At 65.8% G+C, this 16,228-nt stretch carries 14 protein-coding genes and 1 other RNA gene; 6 read left to right on the top strand and 9 right to left on the bottom strand.

Annotation, left to right across the window (positions count from 1 at the left end):
• Nucleotides 1-34: 34 nt before the first annotated feature.
• The 7 genes from JQ616_RS03015 to tkt form a co-directional block, all read right to left on the bottom strand.
• Nucleotides 35-1,132: a tetratricopeptide repeat protein gene (locus JQ616_RS03015; protein WP_212012113.1), complete on the bottom strand. Its 1,098-nt coding sequence runs from the start codon at nucleotides 1,130-1,132 to the stop codon at nucleotides 35-37.
• 7 nt (nucleotides 1,133-1,139) lie between these two features.
• Nucleotides 1,140-1,829, bottom strand: coding sequence for a thiamine phosphate synthase (locus tag JQ616_RS03010; protein WP_212012111.1), 690 nt, complete (start codon nucleotides 1,827-1,829; stop codon nucleotides 1,140-1,142).
• Nucleotides 1,830-2,870 carry a class I fructose-bisphosphate aldolase gene (locus JQ616_RS03005; RefSeq protein WP_212012109.1) on the bottom strand — a complete coding sequence of 347 codons (1,041 nt, stop codon included), beginning with the start codon at nucleotides 2,868-2,870 and terminating at the stop codon, nucleotides 1,830-1,832.
• Nucleotides 2,871-3,051: 181 nt separating this feature from the next.
• A complete protein-coding gene (fba, locus tag JQ616_RS03000) occupies nucleotides 3,052-4,119 on the bottom strand; it encodes a class II fructose-bisphosphate aldolase (protein ID WP_212012107.1) in 1,068 nt (355 codons plus the stop codon).
• A 39-nt stretch (nucleotides 4,120-4,158) separates the two neighbouring features.
• Nucleotides 4,159-5,355 carry a phosphoglycerate kinase gene (locus tag JQ616_RS02995; protein ID WP_212012105.1) on the bottom strand — a complete coding sequence of 399 codons (1,197 nt, stop codon included), beginning with the start codon at nucleotides 5,353-5,355 and terminating at the stop codon, nucleotides 4,159-4,161.
• A 143-nt stretch (nucleotides 5,356-5,498) separates the two neighbouring features.
• Entirely contained in the window at nucleotides 5,499-6,506 is a 1,008-nt protein-coding gene (gene gap / locus JQ616_RS02990; protein ID WP_212012103.1) for a type I glyceraldehyde-3-phosphate dehydrogenase, read from the bottom strand.
• A gap of 160 nt (nucleotides 6,507-6,666) precedes the next feature.
• Entirely contained in the window at nucleotides 6,667-8,649 is a 1,983-nt protein-coding gene (gene tkt, locus JQ616_RS02985) for a transketolase (protein ID WP_212012101.1), read from the bottom strand.
• A 322-nt stretch (nucleotides 8,650-8,971) separates the two neighbouring features.
• On the opposite strand from tkt, the gene JQ616_RS02980 reads away from it, so the two are divergent.
• From JQ616_RS02980 to JQ616_RS02960, 5 genes are all read left to right on the top strand, one after another.
• The gene (locus JQ616_RS02980; RefSeq protein WP_212012099.1) at nucleotides 8,972-9,292 is read left to right on the top strand and encodes a DUF4164 domain-containing protein; all 321 of its coding nucleotides are present in this window, start codon (nucleotides 8,972-8,974) and stop codon (nucleotides 9,290-9,292) included.
• On the top strand, nucleotides 9,289-9,672 hold the full coding sequence (locus JQ616_RS02975) for a cell division protein ZapA (protein ID WP_021076488.1): 384 nt from the start codon (nucleotides 9,289-9,291) through the stop codon (nucleotides 9,670-9,672). Before JQ616_RS02980 ends, JQ616_RS02975 begins: the two co-directional genes overlap by 4 nt.
• Before the next feature lie 494 nt (nucleotides 9,673-10,166).
• A non-coding RNA gene (gene ssrS / locus JQ616_RS02970) (6S RNA) lies at nucleotides 10,167-10,327 on the top strand.
• A gap of 168 nt (nucleotides 10,328-10,495) precedes the next feature.
• Entirely contained in the window at nucleotides 10,496-11,074 is a 579-nt protein-coding gene (locus JQ616_RS02965) for a 5-formyltetrahydrofolate cyclo-ligase (protein ID WP_212012097.1), read from the top strand.
• A gap of 2 nt (nucleotides 11,075-11,076) precedes the next feature.
• Nucleotides 11,077-11,904: a TIGR00282 family metallophosphoesterase gene (locus tag JQ616_RS02960; RefSeq protein ID WP_212012095.1), complete on the top strand. Its 828-nt coding sequence runs from the start codon at nucleotides 11,077-11,079 to the stop codon at nucleotides 11,902-11,904.
• Between the two features lie 9 nt (nucleotides 11,905-11,913).
• Here the strand turns inward: JQ616_RS02960 and JQ616_RS02955 are convergent, their stop codons facing one another.
• Together JQ616_RS02955 and JQ616_RS02950 are read right to left on the bottom strand one after the other, a co-directional pair.
• Nucleotides 11,914-13,338: a methyl-accepting chemotaxis protein gene (locus JQ616_RS02955; protein WP_212012094.1), complete on the bottom strand. Its 1,425-nt coding sequence runs from the start codon at nucleotides 13,336-13,338 to the stop codon at nucleotides 11,914-11,916.
• A gap of 102 nt (nucleotides 13,339-13,440) precedes the next feature.
• Nucleotides 13,441-15,186, bottom strand: coding sequence for a methyl-accepting chemotaxis protein (locus JQ616_RS02950; RefSeq protein WP_212012093.1), 1,746 nt, complete (start codon nucleotides 15,184-15,186; stop codon nucleotides 13,441-13,443).
• Between the two features lie 214 nt (nucleotides 15,187-15,400).
• On the opposite strand from JQ616_RS02950, the gene JQ616_RS02945 reads away from it, so the two are divergent.
• Nucleotides 15,401-16,147: a YebC/PmpR family DNA-binding transcriptional regulator gene (locus JQ616_RS02945; protein ID WP_212012092.1), complete on the top strand. Its 747-nt coding sequence runs from the start codon at nucleotides 15,401-15,403 to the stop codon at nucleotides 16,145-16,147.
• Nucleotides 16,148-16,228: the final 81 nt, after the last annotated feature.

Here is a 16,228-nt window from a genome sequence, read left to right as displayed (position 1 = left end):
CTGGGTGCCCTCTGGAAGTGGCGCCGTCAAGGCGTCATTTGACGTTGTTTCCGATCCATTTTCGCGCGGCTGCCTCGCCCTTGGCGCGGTCTTCCGGGGTCATATCGGCGAGGATGTCGTCGAGATCGGGGTCGCCCTTGCCGGCGGTCTTGGCGACGGTGTGCCATTTCAGGGCCTCGACCTTGTCGACCGGGGCGCCGGCGCCGGTCGCCAGCACATGGGCGAGGCGGTTCTGCGCGATCGGGCTGTTCTGCCGGGCCGCCTTGCGCAGTAGCGCGATCGCCGCCGGCACGTTCCGCGGCGTTCCGGCGCCGTTGTAGAGCGCGATGGCGTATTCGACCTCGGCATCGACATTGTCGGCCAGCGAGGCGGCCTGCAGCAGCCGCGCCGCCTTTTCGAGGTCCTTCGGCACGCCGGTGCCTTCCTTGTAGAAGGTCGCCAGCGCGTATTGCGCCTCGGGGCTGCCGGCGTCGGCGGCCATCCGCAGCAGCTCGGCGGAGCGCTTGAGGTCTTGCGGCAGGGTCTGGCCGTCGAGATAGAGCAGCGCGAGATTATAGGCCGCCTTGGGCTCGCCGAGCTTGGCCGCCGATGCCAGGAGCTTGACCGCGCCATCCTTGTCCACGGTGCCGCCGCGGCCGGCGATCTTCATCATGGCGAGCGCGAACATCGCTTCGCGGTCGCCAGCGTCGGAGGCGCGCTTGTACCAGTCGTCGGCCTTGGCGTAGTCGCGCTTGACGCCGAGCCCGTTGGCATAGAGCTCGCCCAGCATCGTCATGGCCTTGGGATCGTTGTTGTTCTGCGCGCGGATGGTGGCGAGCTCGAACGCGCTCTTGTACATGCCGCGCTGATAGGCGCCGTAGACGATGTCGACATTGGGATCGTCCGGCATCGGGGTTGCTGACGGCGTCGGGGTCGGCGTCGCTGATGCGCCGGGCTTTGGCGTCGCGGACGCAGCAGGCTTCGGCGTCGGCTTCTTTGCGACCGGCGAATGCACCTTCGGCTTCTCTTTCGGCGCTTCCTTCTTCGCAGGCGGCGGCGTCTGTGCCGGCGGCGTGATCGAGAGCTGCGCCATCGCGCCGCTCGCCAGCATCGTGCAGCCGAGCGCAACAGCTATCGGACGCAGGCATTTCATTCCGGCGTCATCCCTCGGCCTTTCCCTCGGCCCTGGCTTTGCCAAATGCGCCGGCATGGGCCTGCGCAATCGCGTCACCGATCTCGGCGAGCGCAGCCTTGGCGCCGCGCGGATCGGCCCAGATGAAATCCCCGACCAGCACGAAATCGGCGCCGGCTGCCGCGAACGCCTCGGCCTCCTCGCGTGAGGCCGCAAAGCCGATGCAGGGCGGCTCGAACAACTCGTCCCACCATTCCAGCCGCTCGGCGATCGCATCAAGCGACGGCCGCTGTCCCTTGGCGTCGGGCTCGCCGAACAGCACATAGTCGGCGCCGGCTTCGCCCGCGGCCATGGAATCGTGGCGCGTCGCGAGCCCGCCGACGCCGACGATGCGGTCGGGCTTCAGCGCGGGCGCAGCCTCTTGCATCGCGGCGAGGCCGGTCAGATGCGCGCCGTCCGCGCCGGCCCGGGCCACGATGTCGGGATGGCCGTCGATCAACAGCGCGGCACCGGCGTTCTGGATCGCGGGCGCCAGCGCCTTGATCGTGGAGATCATGGTGCGCGGATCGGTCTCGCGCAGCCGCACCAGCACGGCCGCGACATCGGCCGCGGCGAGCAGGGCGGTGAGCTCGGCCGCGAGCTGCGCTGGCTCGTCGACCGGCGGGGTTGCCAGATAGAGGCGCGGCGCCGGCCGCGGCGGAACGGGCTTGCTGGCCAATTATGCCGCCTGCTTTTCGAGGCCGGCTTCCCAATTGCCGGTGCTCGCCAACCCGTTCATCCGGGCGCGATGCGAAAAGGCGCGCTGGCCGGCGGGGACGTTGTCGGACTTGCCGGACCACGCCTTTTGCGGCGCCGCCTGCAATGCGCGGCCATAGGAGAAGGTCAGCTGCCAGGGCAAATGGCCGATCTTGTTCATGGCGTCGAGATGCGCGGTCGCTTCCTCGTCGCTCTGGCCGCCGGAGAGGAAGGCGATGCCGGGCACCGCGGCCGGCACGCAGCTCTTGAGCAGGCGGATGGTCTTCTCGGCGACTTCCTGCACCGACGCCTGCTTCGGGCATTTTTTGCCCGAGATCGCCATGTTCGGCTTCAGGATCATGCCTTCGAGCGCGACACGCTGTACCCGCAATTCTTGGAAGGTGCGGTTCAGCACACGCTGCGTTACTTCATAGCAGCGGTCGATGTCGTGATCGCCGTCCATCAGTACCTCAGGCTCGACGATCGGCACGATCTGCGCGGCCTGGCACAGCGCGGCATAGCGCGCCAGCGCATGGGCGTTGACGCGGATCGCGGTCATGGTCGGGATACCGCGGCTGCCGGCGCCGGAACCGATATCGATCACGGCGCGCCATTTCGCAAAGCGCGCACCGCGCTCGTAATATTTCTTCAGCCGCTCGGCGAGCTTGTCGAGGCCGACGGTGACGAGTTCGCCGGGGCAGTTGGGCAGCGCCTGGGTGCCTTCGTCGACCTTGATGCCGGGGATCGCGCCCGCCTGCTCGATCAGCTTGACCAGCGGCGTGCCGTCCTTGGCATTCTGCCAGATCGTCTCGTCGTAGAGGATGACGCCGGAGATGTACTTGCTCATCGCCTCCTGCGAGCGGAACAGCATCTCGCGATAGTCGCGGCGATTGTCTTCGGTGGAATCGACCTTGATGGCGTCGAAACGCTTCTTGATGGTGCCGGAGGATTCGTCGGCAGCGAGCAGGCCCTTGCCCGGGGTGACCATGGCAAGTGCAATTTTGTTGAGGTCAGCGAGGTTCATCGGAAGCGTCCTCCAGAGCCATTGCCTTTGCAAACCAAAATAGGCGGTTCTCGGGCAAATGCCTAGAAAACGTTCGTCGCGGCCAGCGTTTGCCGCGGCCGGCGATCAAGCCTTCGGGACACCGCGTCGGAGCCGGTGTCCCGCCTTAATGATTCAGGCAAGAAGTTGTCAGGCGACCTTGTTACGCAACCTTGGGGTCGAGCTGGCCCGCGGCGTAGCGCTTGGCCATCTCCGCCGTGGTCAGCACCTTCTTGATCTTGCTGGCCTGGCCCGCGGTGTTGAACTCCTGCAGGCGCTGCTTGCAAAGCTTGGTCATCGCGTCCATCGCGGGCTTCAGGTACTTGCGCGGATCGAACTCTTCCGGATTGTCCTTCAGCACCTTGCGGATCTGGCCGGTCATCGCCATCCGGTTGTCGGTGTCGATGTTGATCTTGCGCACGCCGTTCTTGATGCCGCGCTGGATCTCGGCGACCGGCACGCCCCAGGTCGGCTTCATCTTGCCGCCATTGGCGTTGATGATCTCCTGCAATTCCTGCGGCACCGACGAGGAGCCGTGCATCACGAGATGCGTGTTCGGCAGCTTGCGATGGATTTCCTCAATCACGTTCATGGCGAGGATGTCGCCGTCGGGCTTGCGGGTGAACTTGTAGGCGCCGTGCGAGGTGCCCATCGCGATCGCGAGCGCGTCGACCTTGGTCTCCTGGACGAACTTCACGGCTTCGTCGGGATTGGTCAGCAGCTGGTCATGCGACAGCTTGCCCTCGGCGCCGTGGCCGTCTTCCTTGTCGCCCATGCCGGTCTCGAGCGAGCCGAGCACGCCGAGCTCGCCTTCCACCGAGATGCCGCCGAGATGGGCCATGCCGGTCACCGTCCGGGTGACGCCGACATTGTAGTCCCAGTCGCCGGGGGTCTTGCCGTCGGCCTTCAGCGAGCCGTCCATCATGACCGAGGTGAAGCCGGCCTGGATCGCGGTCATGCAGGTGGCGGGCTCGTTGCCGTGGTCGAGATGCACGCAGACCGGGATCTGCGGGTAGATCTCGGTGACGGCGTCCATCATGTGCTTGAGCATGACGTCGTTGGCATAGGAGCGCGCGCCGCGCGAAGCCTGGATGATGACCGGCGCGTCGACCTCGGAGGCCGCCGCCATGATCGACAGCGCCTGCTCCATGTTGTTGATATTGAAGGCAGGTACGCCGTAATCGTGCTCGGCCGCGTGATCGAGCAGTTGCCGCAACGTTATGCGAGCCATTCCATTTCTCCCTCTAAAGCGCGTTCGGATTGAACTAATTCAACCGTTTTTCAAAACTTCGACGCCCGGCAGCGGCTTGCCTTCCATCCATTCAAGAAACGCGCCGCCCGCGGTCGAGACGTAGGAAAAATCACCGGCGACGCCCGCCTGGTTCAGCGCCGCGACGGTGTCGCCGCCACCGGCGACCGAGATCAGCTTCTTCGCCTTGGTGCGCTCGGCGGCGTGCTTGGCCGATACCACGGTACCGCGGTCGAACGGCGTCAGCTCGAAGGCGCCGAGCGGCCCGTTCCAGACCAGCGTCGCCGCATCGTCGATCGCGGCATGGATGCGTGCGATCGATTGCGGGCCGACGTCGAGGATCATGCCGTCGGCCGGGATCGCGTCGAGGCCATAGGCGTGCGACGGCGCGTTGGCGGCAAACTGGTTGGCGACGACGGCATCGACGGGGAGGATGATCGCGCAATTGGCGGCGTTGGCCTTTTCCATGATCCGCAGCGCGGTCGCAGCGAGATCCTTCTCGGCGAGCGATTTGCCGACCGCGACGCCCTGCGCGTGCAGGAAGGTGTTGGCCATGCCGCCGCCGATCACCAGCGCGTCGACCTTGTTCACGAGGTTTTCCAAGAGATCGATCTTGGTCGAGACCTTGGCGCCACCGATGATCGCGATGACCGGCTTGGTCGGGGCTTCCAGCGCCTTGCCGAGCGCGTCGAGCTCGGCCTGCATGGTGCGGCCGGCATAGGCCGGCAGCTTGTGGCCGAGGCCCTCGGTCGTGGCGTGGGCGCGATGCGCGGCGGAGAAGGCGTCGTTGACCCAGATGTCGCCGAGCTTTGCCAGCTCCGCGACGAAGCCGGCGTCGTTCTTCTCCTCTTCCTTGTGGAAGCGGGTGTTTTCCAGGCAGAGGATGTCGCCGTCCTTGAGGGCTGCAACCGCCGTGGCCGCGGGCTCGCCGATGCAATCCTCGGCAAAGGCGACCGGGCGCTTGATTACCTTCGACAGCGCTTCAGCGACCGGCTTCAGCGACTCCTTGGGATCGCGGCCCTTGGGCCGGCCGAAATGGGCGAGCAGGATCACCTTGCCGCCCTTGTCGGAAATCTCGGTGATGGTGGGCGCAACGCGCTCGAGCCGGGTGGTGTCGGTGACGCGACCGCCGTCCATGGGGACATTGAGGTCGACGCGCAGCAGCACGCGCTTGCCCTTCACATTGACGTCGTCGAGGGTACGGAACGATTTTGTCATGAGCGTTTCCTGTGCGGCCGGACGCAGCCGTCCGGTGGACGGCGCAGCTTTCACTTGCCGATATCGCGGCCGTTGCGGCCGCGCGTGCGGAGGGCAAAGACGCAAATGCCCGGCTTTGGGCCGGGCATCGCGAACAGTCGAACTCAGATCAGCTTGCCGATCGCGACGGCGGTGTCCGCCATGCGGTTCGAGAAGCCCCACTCATTGTCGTACCAGGCCATCACGCGCACCAGCGTGCCGTTCTGCACCTTGGTCTGGTCCATGTGGAAGGTGGCCGAGTGCGGATCGTGGTTGAAGTCGATCGAGACGTTCGGCGCGTTGGTGTAGCCGAGGATGCCCTTGAGCTGCTGCTCGGCGGCGCGCTTCATCGCCTCGTTGACCTCCTTGGCATCGGTGGCGCGCTTGGCGACGATCTTGAGGTCGATCACCGACACGTTCGGGGTCGGCACGCGGACCGAGACGCCGTCGAGTTTGCCCTTCAGCTCCGGCAGCACCAGGCCGATCGCCTTGGCGGCGCCGGTCGAGGTCGGGATCATCGACATCGCAGCGGCGCGGCCGCGATAGAGGTCCTTGTGCAGGGTGTCGAGCGTCGGCTGGTCGCCGGTATAGGCGTGGATCGTGGTCATGAAGCCGGTTTCGATGCCGACGGTGTCGTTGAGGACCTTGGCCACCGGCGCGAGGCAGTTGGTGGTGCAGGAGCCGTTGGAAACGACCAGTTGATCCCTGGTCAGCGTGTCGTGGTTGACGCCGTAGACGATGGTGGCGTCAGCGCCGTCGGCGGGCGCCGAGACCAGCACGCGCTTGGCGCCGGCGGTGAGATGCGCCGAGGCCTTGTCTTTGGCGGTGAAGATGCCGGTGCATTCCAGCGCGACGTCGACGCCGAGGGCCTTCCACGGCAGCTTGGAGGGATCGCGCTCGGCCGAAACCTTGATCTTGTTGTCGCCGAGGCTGATCGAGTCGCCGTCGACGGTCACGGTGCCCGGGAAGCGGCCGTGCACGGAATCGAAGCGCAGCAGATGTGCGTTGGTCTCGACCGGGCCGAGGTCGTTGATGCCGACCACCTCGATGTCCTTGCGGCCGGACTCGGCGATGGCGCGCAACACATTGCGGCCGATACGCCCAAACCCGTTGATCGCGACGCGGATTGCCATGCTCGTCTCCTCTAAAGCTGTTGTCAGCCCCGCGGGAGGGCTCCCACGAGGTTCTTACGGCGGAACGCCCGGTTCAGCCGGGCGCGTACGGAAAAGATGGAGCTTTGGTAATCCTTTTTTACGACAAGCTCAACCGTGGCCTGCTGGTGTCAGGCCAGCGTCAGACGCGCTTGGTGGCAGCGTTAACGACGGCTTCAGCGGTAATGCCGAAATGCGGGAAAAGGTCCTTCGCCGGGGCGCTGGCGCCGAAACCGTGCATGCCGATGAAATCGCCATCATGGCCGATCACGGCATCCCAGCCCCAGCGCACCGCAGCCTCGATCGCGATCTTGACCGGAGCCTTGCCGATAATGGCATTTTGCCGCTCGGCGGGCTGCGCCAGCAGCAATTCCAGCGACGGCACCGAGACGACCCGCGTCGCGATGCCGCGTCCGGCGAGCTGCTTCTGCGCCTCGACCGCGATCTGGACCTCGGAACCGGAGGCGAACAATGACACTTTTGCGTCACCTTGGGCCGCGACCAGCTCGTAGGCGCCGTGGCTGCACGGATTGTCGTTCGGCGCCGTGGTGCGGAGCTGCGGCAGGTTCTGGCGGGTCAGCGCCAGCACCGTCGGTCCGTCGATGCGGTTTAGCGCCAGTTCCCAGCATTCGGCGGTCTCGACCGCGTCGCAGGGACGGAACACGCGCATGTTGGGCATCGCGCGCAGCGCCGAGAGATGCTCGACCGGCTGGTGGGTCGGGCCGTCCTCGCCGAGGCCGATCGAGTCATGCGTCATGACGTAGACCACGCCGGTGCCCATCAGCGCCGACAGGCGCATCGCGGGGCGCGCATAATCGGTGAACACCAGGAAGGTGGCGCCGTTCGGCGCAAAGCCGCCATGCAGGAAGATGCCGTTGAGGCACGCCGCCATGCCGTGCTCGCGGATGCCGTAATGGATGAAGCGGCCCTTCGGCGTCTTGGCGCCGAACGCGGTCGCCGACTTCGCCTTGTTGTTGTTGGAGCCGGTGAGGTCGGCGGAGCCGGCCACGAACTCCATCGGCATCGCGGCCGCGATCACCTCGATCGCAGCTTCCGACGATTTGCGGGTCGCGATGTTGAGCGGATTTTCCAGCAGGCCCTTCTTGAAGGCGCGCAGTCCCTTGGCGAGCGATTGCGGCCGCTCGTGACGGATGCGGCGCTCGAATTCGGCGCGCTTGCGGTTGCCGAGCTGCGCGAACTGCTCGTCCCATGCCTTGTGCTCGGCGGCGCCGCGGGCACCCGCCTCGCGCCAGGCCTTCAGCACGTCGTCGGGCACCGAGAACGGCTCGAGCGAGATGCCGAGCTTCTCCTTGGCGCCCTTGAGCTCGGCGGCACCGAGCGCCTCGCCATGCGCCTTGGCGGTGCCGGCCCTGGTCGGTGCGCCGAAGCCGATCGTGGTCTTGCAGGCGATCAGCGAGGGCTTGCTCGATTTCTGCGCGCGGGTGATCGCAGCCGCGATCGCCTCCTGATCATGGCCGTCGATCAGCTCGGCAGCCCAGCCGGCGGACTTGAAGCGCTTCACCTGGTCGACGGAATCGGCGATCGAGGTCGGGCCGTCGATCGAGATGCCGTTGTCATCGTACAGCACGATCATCTTGTTGAGGCGCCAGACACCGGCGAGCGCGATCGCTTCCTGCGAGATGCCTTCCATCAGGTCGCCATCGGAGGCGAGCACATAGGTGTGGTGGTTGACGATCTTCTTGCCGAACTCGGCGGCAAGCATCTTCTCGGCGAGCGCCATGCCGACCGCGGTCGCGATGCCCTGGCCGAGCGGACCGGTGGTGGTCTCGATGCCCTTGGTGTGGAAATTCTCCGGGTGGCCCGGCGTCAGCGATCCCAACTGGCGGAAATGCTTGATCTGGTCGAGCGTCATGTCCTTGTTGCCGGTCAGGTACAGCAACGCATAGAGCAGCATCGAGCCGTGGCCGGCCGACAGCACGAAGCGGTCGCGATCGGGCCATGCCGTGTCGGCGGCATCGAACTTCAGGAATTTCGTGAACAGAACGGTCGCGATGTCGGCGGCGCCCATCGGCAGGCCGGGATGGCCGGAATTCGCCTTCTCGACGGCGTCCATGGCAAGGCCACGGATCGCATTGGCCATACGGGTGTGATCGACCTGCGTCATGATGAAAAGTCCGCCTGGAATGAGGAGCTGATTGCTGAACGCATCGGGGCGGGCAGCCGCGATACGTGCGTGGATGGCCTTACGGGTTGGTGGGTGGATTAGCACCTCAATTCCGCAAGTCCAAGGCGATGAAACGCCCCAAAACGGGGAAAAGTTGCTCGAAATGGCCCTATTTCATTGAACGGTGCATAGTTTTGCGCCGCCGTTGCGCTTCGCTCGCTCGCCACGTAAATTTCGTCCCGTAAACGCTTGCCGAACCGCCAGTTTTGCCGTGCGGCAGCCATCTCCAGCAGGCCTAATCGAGGGGTCCACACCGCGTGTCATGAGTGATCGTCTCGCCAACGGGTCTGGCAATACCGAGGCACCGCTTGCCGATATCGATGCTGCGACAAAGCGGCTGACGTCAGCTCTTGACGCGCTGGAAAGCTCCGTGGAGCGGCGCCGCGAGGCTGACCGCGACGAGAACGAATTGGCGAGCCGGATCCAGGCGCTCGGCGCCGATCGCTCCCGCCTTGCCGACGAACTCGACGGATCGCTGGTGAAGACGCGCAAGCTCGAGCGCGTCAATCGCGACATCGCGGAAAAACTCGACGCGGCGATCGGCACCATTCGCGCCGTACTCGAGGGCGGAGAGGGTAGATGAGCCACATCAACGTCACCATCAATGGCCGGCAATACCGGATGGCCTGCGAGGAGGGCCAGGAGGTGCGGCTGTTGAAGCTCGCGGAGAATCTGCAGCAGCGCGTCGAATCGCTGCGCGGCAAGTTCGGCGAGATCGGCGATGCCAGGCTCACCGTGATGGCGGCGCTGACCGCCTGCGACGAACTGGTCGATGCGAGCGCGCGCATCCGCAGCCTCGAGGAAGAGGTCGAGCAACTGCGCAACGCCCGCACAGCCGCCACTGACCGCGCCCGCGCGACCCAGACCGCGGTCTCCAACGCGCTCAACGCCGCCGCCGAGCGGATCGAGCGCACCACGCAGGTGCTCAACCGCACCATCGGCGGCGGCATCGCGATCGGGTGATTTAGCTCGCTCCTCCCCTGGAGGGCAGGGCAATCGCATATGCAAAGCTCGGTGTCGTCCCGGCGTAGGCCGGGACCCATGACCACAGGGCCTTGTTGTTGAACAAGGCTGTGGCCCCAGCTCGCTTTTATCACCACGCCCTGTGGTTATGGGTCCCGGATCTGCGCTCCGCTTCGCTGCGCTTGTCCGGGACGACGAAGTTCTTTGCCATATGCGATTGCCCTGCCCCTCAAGGGGAGGGGGATCGCACATGGCTACCGCCGCGTTGCGCGGCGTGTCACACAATTTCTGAATAATAGAATAATACCGCGGATTTGCCCGACATGTCAAGTTGCCGCGTCGAATGCCGGCACGCCGCCGGCTACTTTGCATGGGGTTGTTTTCGATGTTTTGGCAATGCGCCCCTCCGGGGAAGGCAAGCAAGCTCATACGAGCTTGGACTGCGTCTGCCTTACCGCTGGCGAATTGCGGCAACGATAGCTAGATTAGCCCCCGCGAAGCTGCGTCGTGCGTCAGGAGCCATATATCCCCGGGGCCTTATCGATCCTTTAGGGAACTGTCCCTGGCCGGGTCCGTGGACCCGGACATATGGTGCCCACCTACTTTCGTAGGGAACTCCGGGATCGAGCGCTCCAACGGCCTCTGCGGCTTCGCACTATTTTTGCTGTTGCCTTGTCGTCGCGCGGCGGCGGTTCGATTGTGGTGCAGCGCTGTCCCCTGCGAAGCAGGGCGTCCAGTGCGCCGCGGCCTGGCCCTTTGAATGCTTGCGTCTCTGAATGATGGATCGTCCGTTGTCGCGGACGACGACAGCGGAAGATGGATCATGCACGCATCTCCATCGAAGGCCGAGCTTCGGGCGCTTGCCCTCGCCAAGCGCGACGCGCTGAGCGACGAGCAGCGCGCGGCCGCTGCCGAGGCGCTTGCCAAGCGCGGCGCGCCGTTCGAGATCACGCAAGGCATGATCGTCTCCGGCTACGCTCCGATCCGCAGCGAGCTCGATCCGGCGCCGCTGATGAAGAAGCTGGCCGAGAAGGGCGCGCGGCTTGCGCTGCCCTGCATCAATGCGCGCGGCCAGTCGCTGACCTTCCGCAGCTGGTCGCCGCAGGACCGGCTGATGCTCGGGCCGCTCGGTATCCCCGAGCCGTCGCCGGCCGCGGCCGAGGTGCAGCCCGACGTCATGCTGGTGCCGCTCGCCGCATTCGACAAGCTCGGCCACCGCATCGGCTATGGCGCCGGCTATTACGACTATACCTTTGCGCATCTGCGCAAGGCCAAGCATGTGATCGGGGTCGGGGTCGCCTTTGCTGCACAGGAAACCAAGGCTATCCCGGCGCTGTCGCACGACGTCCCGCTCGATTATGTGCTAACGGAGCGCAAGACGTTCGATTTCCGGAGTAGCTAGCCTTGCGTATTCTGTTCGTTGGTGACGTCGTCGGCAGGACCGGCCGCACCGCCATCACTGACCACCTTCCCGGCATGATCAGGGACTGGTCGCTCGACCTCGTCGTCGTCAATGGCGAGAATTCCGCCGGCGGCTTCGGCATCACCGAGGCGATCTACCAGGAGCTGCTCGATGCCGGAGCCGACGCGATCACGCTTGGCAACCACGCCTGGAATCAGAAGGAGGCGCTGGTCTTCATCGAGCGCGCGCCGCGTCTGATCCGCCCCTTGAATTTTCCGCGCCATTCGCCGGGCCGCGGCGCCACGCTGGTCGACACCAAGAACGGCAAGCGCGCGCTGGTTCTCAACGCGATCGGCCGAGTCTTCATGGAGCCGTCCTCGAACGATCCGTTCAGCGCGATTGATCGCGAGCTCGAGGCCTGCCCGCTGCGCGAAGGCGCAGATGCCATCGTGGTCGATTTCCACGCCGAGGCGACCAGCGAGAAGCAGGGCGTCGGCTTCTTCTGCGACGGCCGCGTCAGCCTCGTGGTCGGGACCCATACCCATGTGCCGACCGCCGATCATCAGGTGCTGCCCGGCGGCACCGCTTATATGAGCGACGCCGGCATGACCGGCGACTACGATTCGGTGATCGGCATGCAGAAGGAGGAGCCGCTGCAGCGTTTCCTCACCGGCATTCCCTCCGGCCGTTTCGAGCCGGCCGGCGGCGTCGCGACGCTGAGCGGCATCGCAGTCGAGACCGACGATGCGACCGGGCTTGCGGTCAAGGTCGCGCCGGTCCGCGCCGGTGGGCGGCTCGAGCCCGCGGTGCCGAGCTTTTGGGTGAAGTGAGCTTCGTCTCTAGCCCTGTCGATAACCCATCCGGAACGCGCCCCAGTGGCGGCCGTTCACGACGATCGGCGATGACAGGTCCTTCATCAGCACGAAATTGCCGCCGCCCATGTCGCGGCGGTAGGTCTGCAGCAGGAACGGTTTTGTATTCGCCGCGACCTTGCTCACCGCGCGGTCGTTGAACAAGCGGCGGTTGCGGCAATTGGCGTTGTTCCACACCGGGTCCGGCCCCTGCGGCAGCCGGTAGTTCGGATTGTGGGTCGGCAGATAGCCGCTGCGCGCCCAGGCGACGCAGAACACGATGCGCGGATCGATCTTCTGGATCGGATCCTGGATCGCGGGCAGCACGCGGTCGGTGAAGGAGACATAGTCGGTCAGATACTGCTTCGGATTGGTGCCGGCGATCTCGCGGTACTTCTCGTCCATCAATTGCGCGAGCGTGATCTCGCCGCGCGCGATCGCATTCTCGAACAGCTCGGAGATCTGTTTCGCGGTATCGATCACGACGCGGATCAGCGGCGTATCGGTGGTCTCGACGCCGCTGTCGGCGATCGTGACGATCAGGCTCTCGGACAGCTCGAGCAGCTTCGCGACGCGGCTGTCGGCGTGCTTGAGGTCGCGCGAGGAGAGATCGACGCCCTTGGCGAGTTCGTTGAGCTCGGTGATCACGGTGTCGCAATGACCGAGATTGGAGGTCGCGGCGCGCGCCACGTTGCCGATCTCGGCGCCGACGGATGAGAAGCCTTCCTGGACGCGGCTGATGATGCCCGAGATCTGCTGGGCGCCTTCGCCGGCGCTCTTGGCGCGCAGCGAGGCATCGCTGCTCTCGCCGATCAGGCTGCCGATCTGGCCGTCGAGATCGCGCACGGTATCGGAAATCTGGTGCGTCGCCTGGCGGGTCGCCTCGGCGAGGTTCTTCACCTCGCTCGCGACCACCGCGAAGCCGCGGCCGGCATTGCCGGCGCGCGCCGCCTCGATGGTGGCGTTGAGCGCCAAGAGATTGGTCTGCTTGGCGATCGCCTCGATCGAACCGGAGACCTTGGCGACCTGGCTCAGCGCGGAGCCGACCGCAGCAAGCCGCGCCTCGATCCGTCCGACCGCGGCGACGAGCTCCGCGATGTGGCTGACCGCGGTCTCGACCACGTCGCGCGATTCCGCGATCTGGCCGACCGCGGCGGATGCAGTCGTCTGCACCGCCTGTGAGGCGTTGGCGATGTCGTGATTGGCCGAGACCATGATCTCGGCGGTCTCCTGCAAATGGTGGAACCGTTCCGACTGGTTGCTGACCCGGTTCGCGACCTCCTGGACGTTGCCGGCGATGTCGGCAAGCTCGACCCCGAGCCCGCCGATGCGGTCCGCGAGTTGGTCGACCAGCCGTTCGGCCAGCGTCCGGTTCGATGACGTATCCAGCACTGCAAGTTGCGCAGCCGACATATCAGCACGTCCTCCCGTCACAGCGGCCCATCGAGCCGCCGCAGCATTCCCCAATCCGATCCAGAGCGTGATTCGCGAAGCCCGTCTTGCCTGAGCGTGCACTCAGAGCTTGTAGGCGGTTCGGAACCCGCCCCAGTGTCGGCCGCGAACCCGGATCGGCACATCGATCTCGCGCATCATCACAGTGGTCCCGTTGCCCATGTCGCGCGCGTAGCTCTGCACCAGGTAGGCGCGCTGGTTCTGCGCTGCGGCGAGGCCCGCGGCATCATTGAAGATGCGGCGATTGCGGCAATTGGCGGTGTTGTAGGCGACGTCGCCCGGCCGCTGCGGATGCGAATAGATCTTGTTGTGGACCGGCAGGTAGCCGTTGCGATCGACGGTTGCGCAGAACGCCAGGCGCTTGTCCTTGGCAAGGAACGCCTCGAGCAGCGCGGGCAGCGAGCGATCCGCCCAGTCCAACATTTTGGTGCGGTACTGCACCGGGTTGGTGCCTGCGATCTCGACATAGTCGGTATCGAACACGTCGTCGAGCGTGAGCGCGCCGCCGGCAAGCCCGCTCTCGAAGATCTTGCTCAGCGCGTGGCCGGCTTCCATCGCCCGGGCGACCAGTTCGGCGTTCTCCTCGTGGATCGCCCACATCCGGTCTTCGATCTTCTCGCGCAACGCCGCGGTCGCCGCCTCGAAACGCGCTTGTACGCCCGCCTTGGAGCGGTCGGCGATCCTGATCCGGCATGCGCCGACATCTTGCAGGGTCGCGCTCAGGGTCTCCTGAGCCGGCAGCTTCTCGGCGTCCGGCCCGCCGATCAAGACGCCGTCCATCGCGAGCTCGTAGACCGGCGCGGTGATGGTGCCGCGCGCGGTGGCAATCTCGATCGTGAGGCTACAGGGCAGCCGCTCGTTCTTGCGCGGATCGCCGCGCTCGTTCTGGCGCAGCAGCACCGCGCAGCGCGCCTTGAGCTTTTGCGCGAAGGCGGTCACCGCCTTGCCGGCCTTGGCGACATCGTCGCCATGCGCGGCGGCTTCGCGGGTTGCGCTGTCGATCTCGCCGGCGCTGGTGCCGACCGAGACGATGAAGGTCGAGGCGGAGGCCGCGTTCTGGCCCATCTCGCCGGTGATCTGGTTCTGCTCGGCGACCGCGCCGTTGACGTTCTCGAATACCGGACGGATCTTGTCGATCGCTTCCGAGATGCGGTGCACGGCGTCGGCCGACCCGGTGGCGTCCTTCTGCAGCGCCTCGATCTTCCGGGTGATCTCCTCGGTCGCGCTCTGGGTCTGCACCGCGAGTGCCTTGACCTCGGTGGCGACGACCGCAAAGCCTTTGCCGGCGGCGCCGGCGCGCGCCGCTTCGATGGTCGAGTTCAGCGCCAGCAGCGTGGTCTGCCGTGCGATCTGCGCGATCAGATTGACGACATTGCCGATCGCGGCCGAGGATTCGCGCAACCGATCGACATTGGCGGTGGCCTCGCGCGCCGCGGCCGCGGCGTCGTCGGCGAGCTGGCTGGCGCTGCGCACCTGTTGGCCGATGCCCTCGGCGGAATGGGTGAATCGGTTGGCGGCCTCCGAAAATGTCGTCGCGGTGCTCTGCGCATCGCTGCTATGGCCGGTCAGCGCGTCGGTGCGGGCGCGGATGGTGGCAAGCTTGGCGGCGGTAGCCTCGGCGCCGTCGGCGACCGAGCCCGCGGCGCGCTCGAGCTGGCGGATCATCGCGCCGAGCTCGAGTTCCAGCAGCTCCAAGATCTCCTTGGCCGAATCAGTCTCGGTCGTGGTTTCGGCCGCGGCTGGAACCGGCGGCGCGATGGCCGGCGCAGCCGGCTCCGGCACTTGCTTGCGAAACAAACCGAACGCCATGGGAATTCCGGGGGGCTCTGGGAAAGTTACGGCGGGACGGGTGCGATCCTCGCATCGGGGCATGAAGTCATGGTTAACAAGTGCCTCATATTCCGGCTTGCGGTAGTATTCCTCCGCCGGACGGCCCCCGCCGATCTTTGATTTTGACCGCCAGGGGCCTATAAGGCCGCGTTTTCCATCCCCGTTCAGACCCTAAGCTCCGAAGAGACGTCGCATGGCCGGCCATTCCCAATTCAAGAACATCATGCACCGCAAGGGCCGGCAGGATGCCCAGAAGTCGAAGCTTTTCGGCAAGCTGGCCCGCGAAATCACCGTGGCGGCCAAGCTCGGCACCCCGGACCCGGCGATGAACCCGCGGCTGCGCGCCGCCGTGGTGGCGGCCCGCGCCGAGAACATGCCCAAGGACAATATCGACCGCGCCATCAAGAAGGCCGCGGGCAATGAGGGCGAGAACTATGACGAAATCCGCTACGAGGGCTACGGCCCCGGCGGCGTCGCCGTGATCGTCGAGGCGCTGACCGACAACCGCAACCGCGCCGCCTCCGACATCCGCTCCTTCTTCACCAAGTCGGGTGGTAATCTCGGCGAAACCGGCTCGGTTGCCTTCATGTTCGACCGCACCGGCATCATCGAATATGACGCCAAGGTCGCCTCCGACGACGCCATGCTGGACGCCGCGATCGAGGCCGGCGCCGACGACGTGGTCTCGAGCGAGGCCGGCCACGAGGTCTACGCCTCGCAGGACACCTTCCGTGAAGTGGCAAAAGCGCTGGAAGCCAAGTTCGGCGAGCCGCGCAAGGCGGCGCTGACCTGGAAGCCGCAGAACACCGTCGCGGTCGACGATGAGACCGGCGAGAAGCTGTTGAAGCTGATGGACCTGCTCAACGAGCACGACGACGTGCAGAACGTGTACGCCAATTTCGAGGTGTCCGACGCGCTGATCGCGAAGATGGGCGGGTAAGAGCCTCGCCCTCGCCTGACACACCGCTGTCATCGCCCGCGAAGGCGGGCGATCCAGTATTCCAGAGACCTGCGATTGAGC

The organism is Bradyrhizobium tropiciagri (assembly GCF_018130545.1).
GTDB lineage: Bacteria > Pseudomonadota > Alphaproteobacteria > Rhizobiales > Xanthobacteraceae > Bradyrhizobium > Bradyrhizobium tropiciagri_A.
The sequence above is the reverse complement of the archived record's forward strand: the minus strand, read 5'-3'. Positions and strand labels throughout refer to the sequence as shown.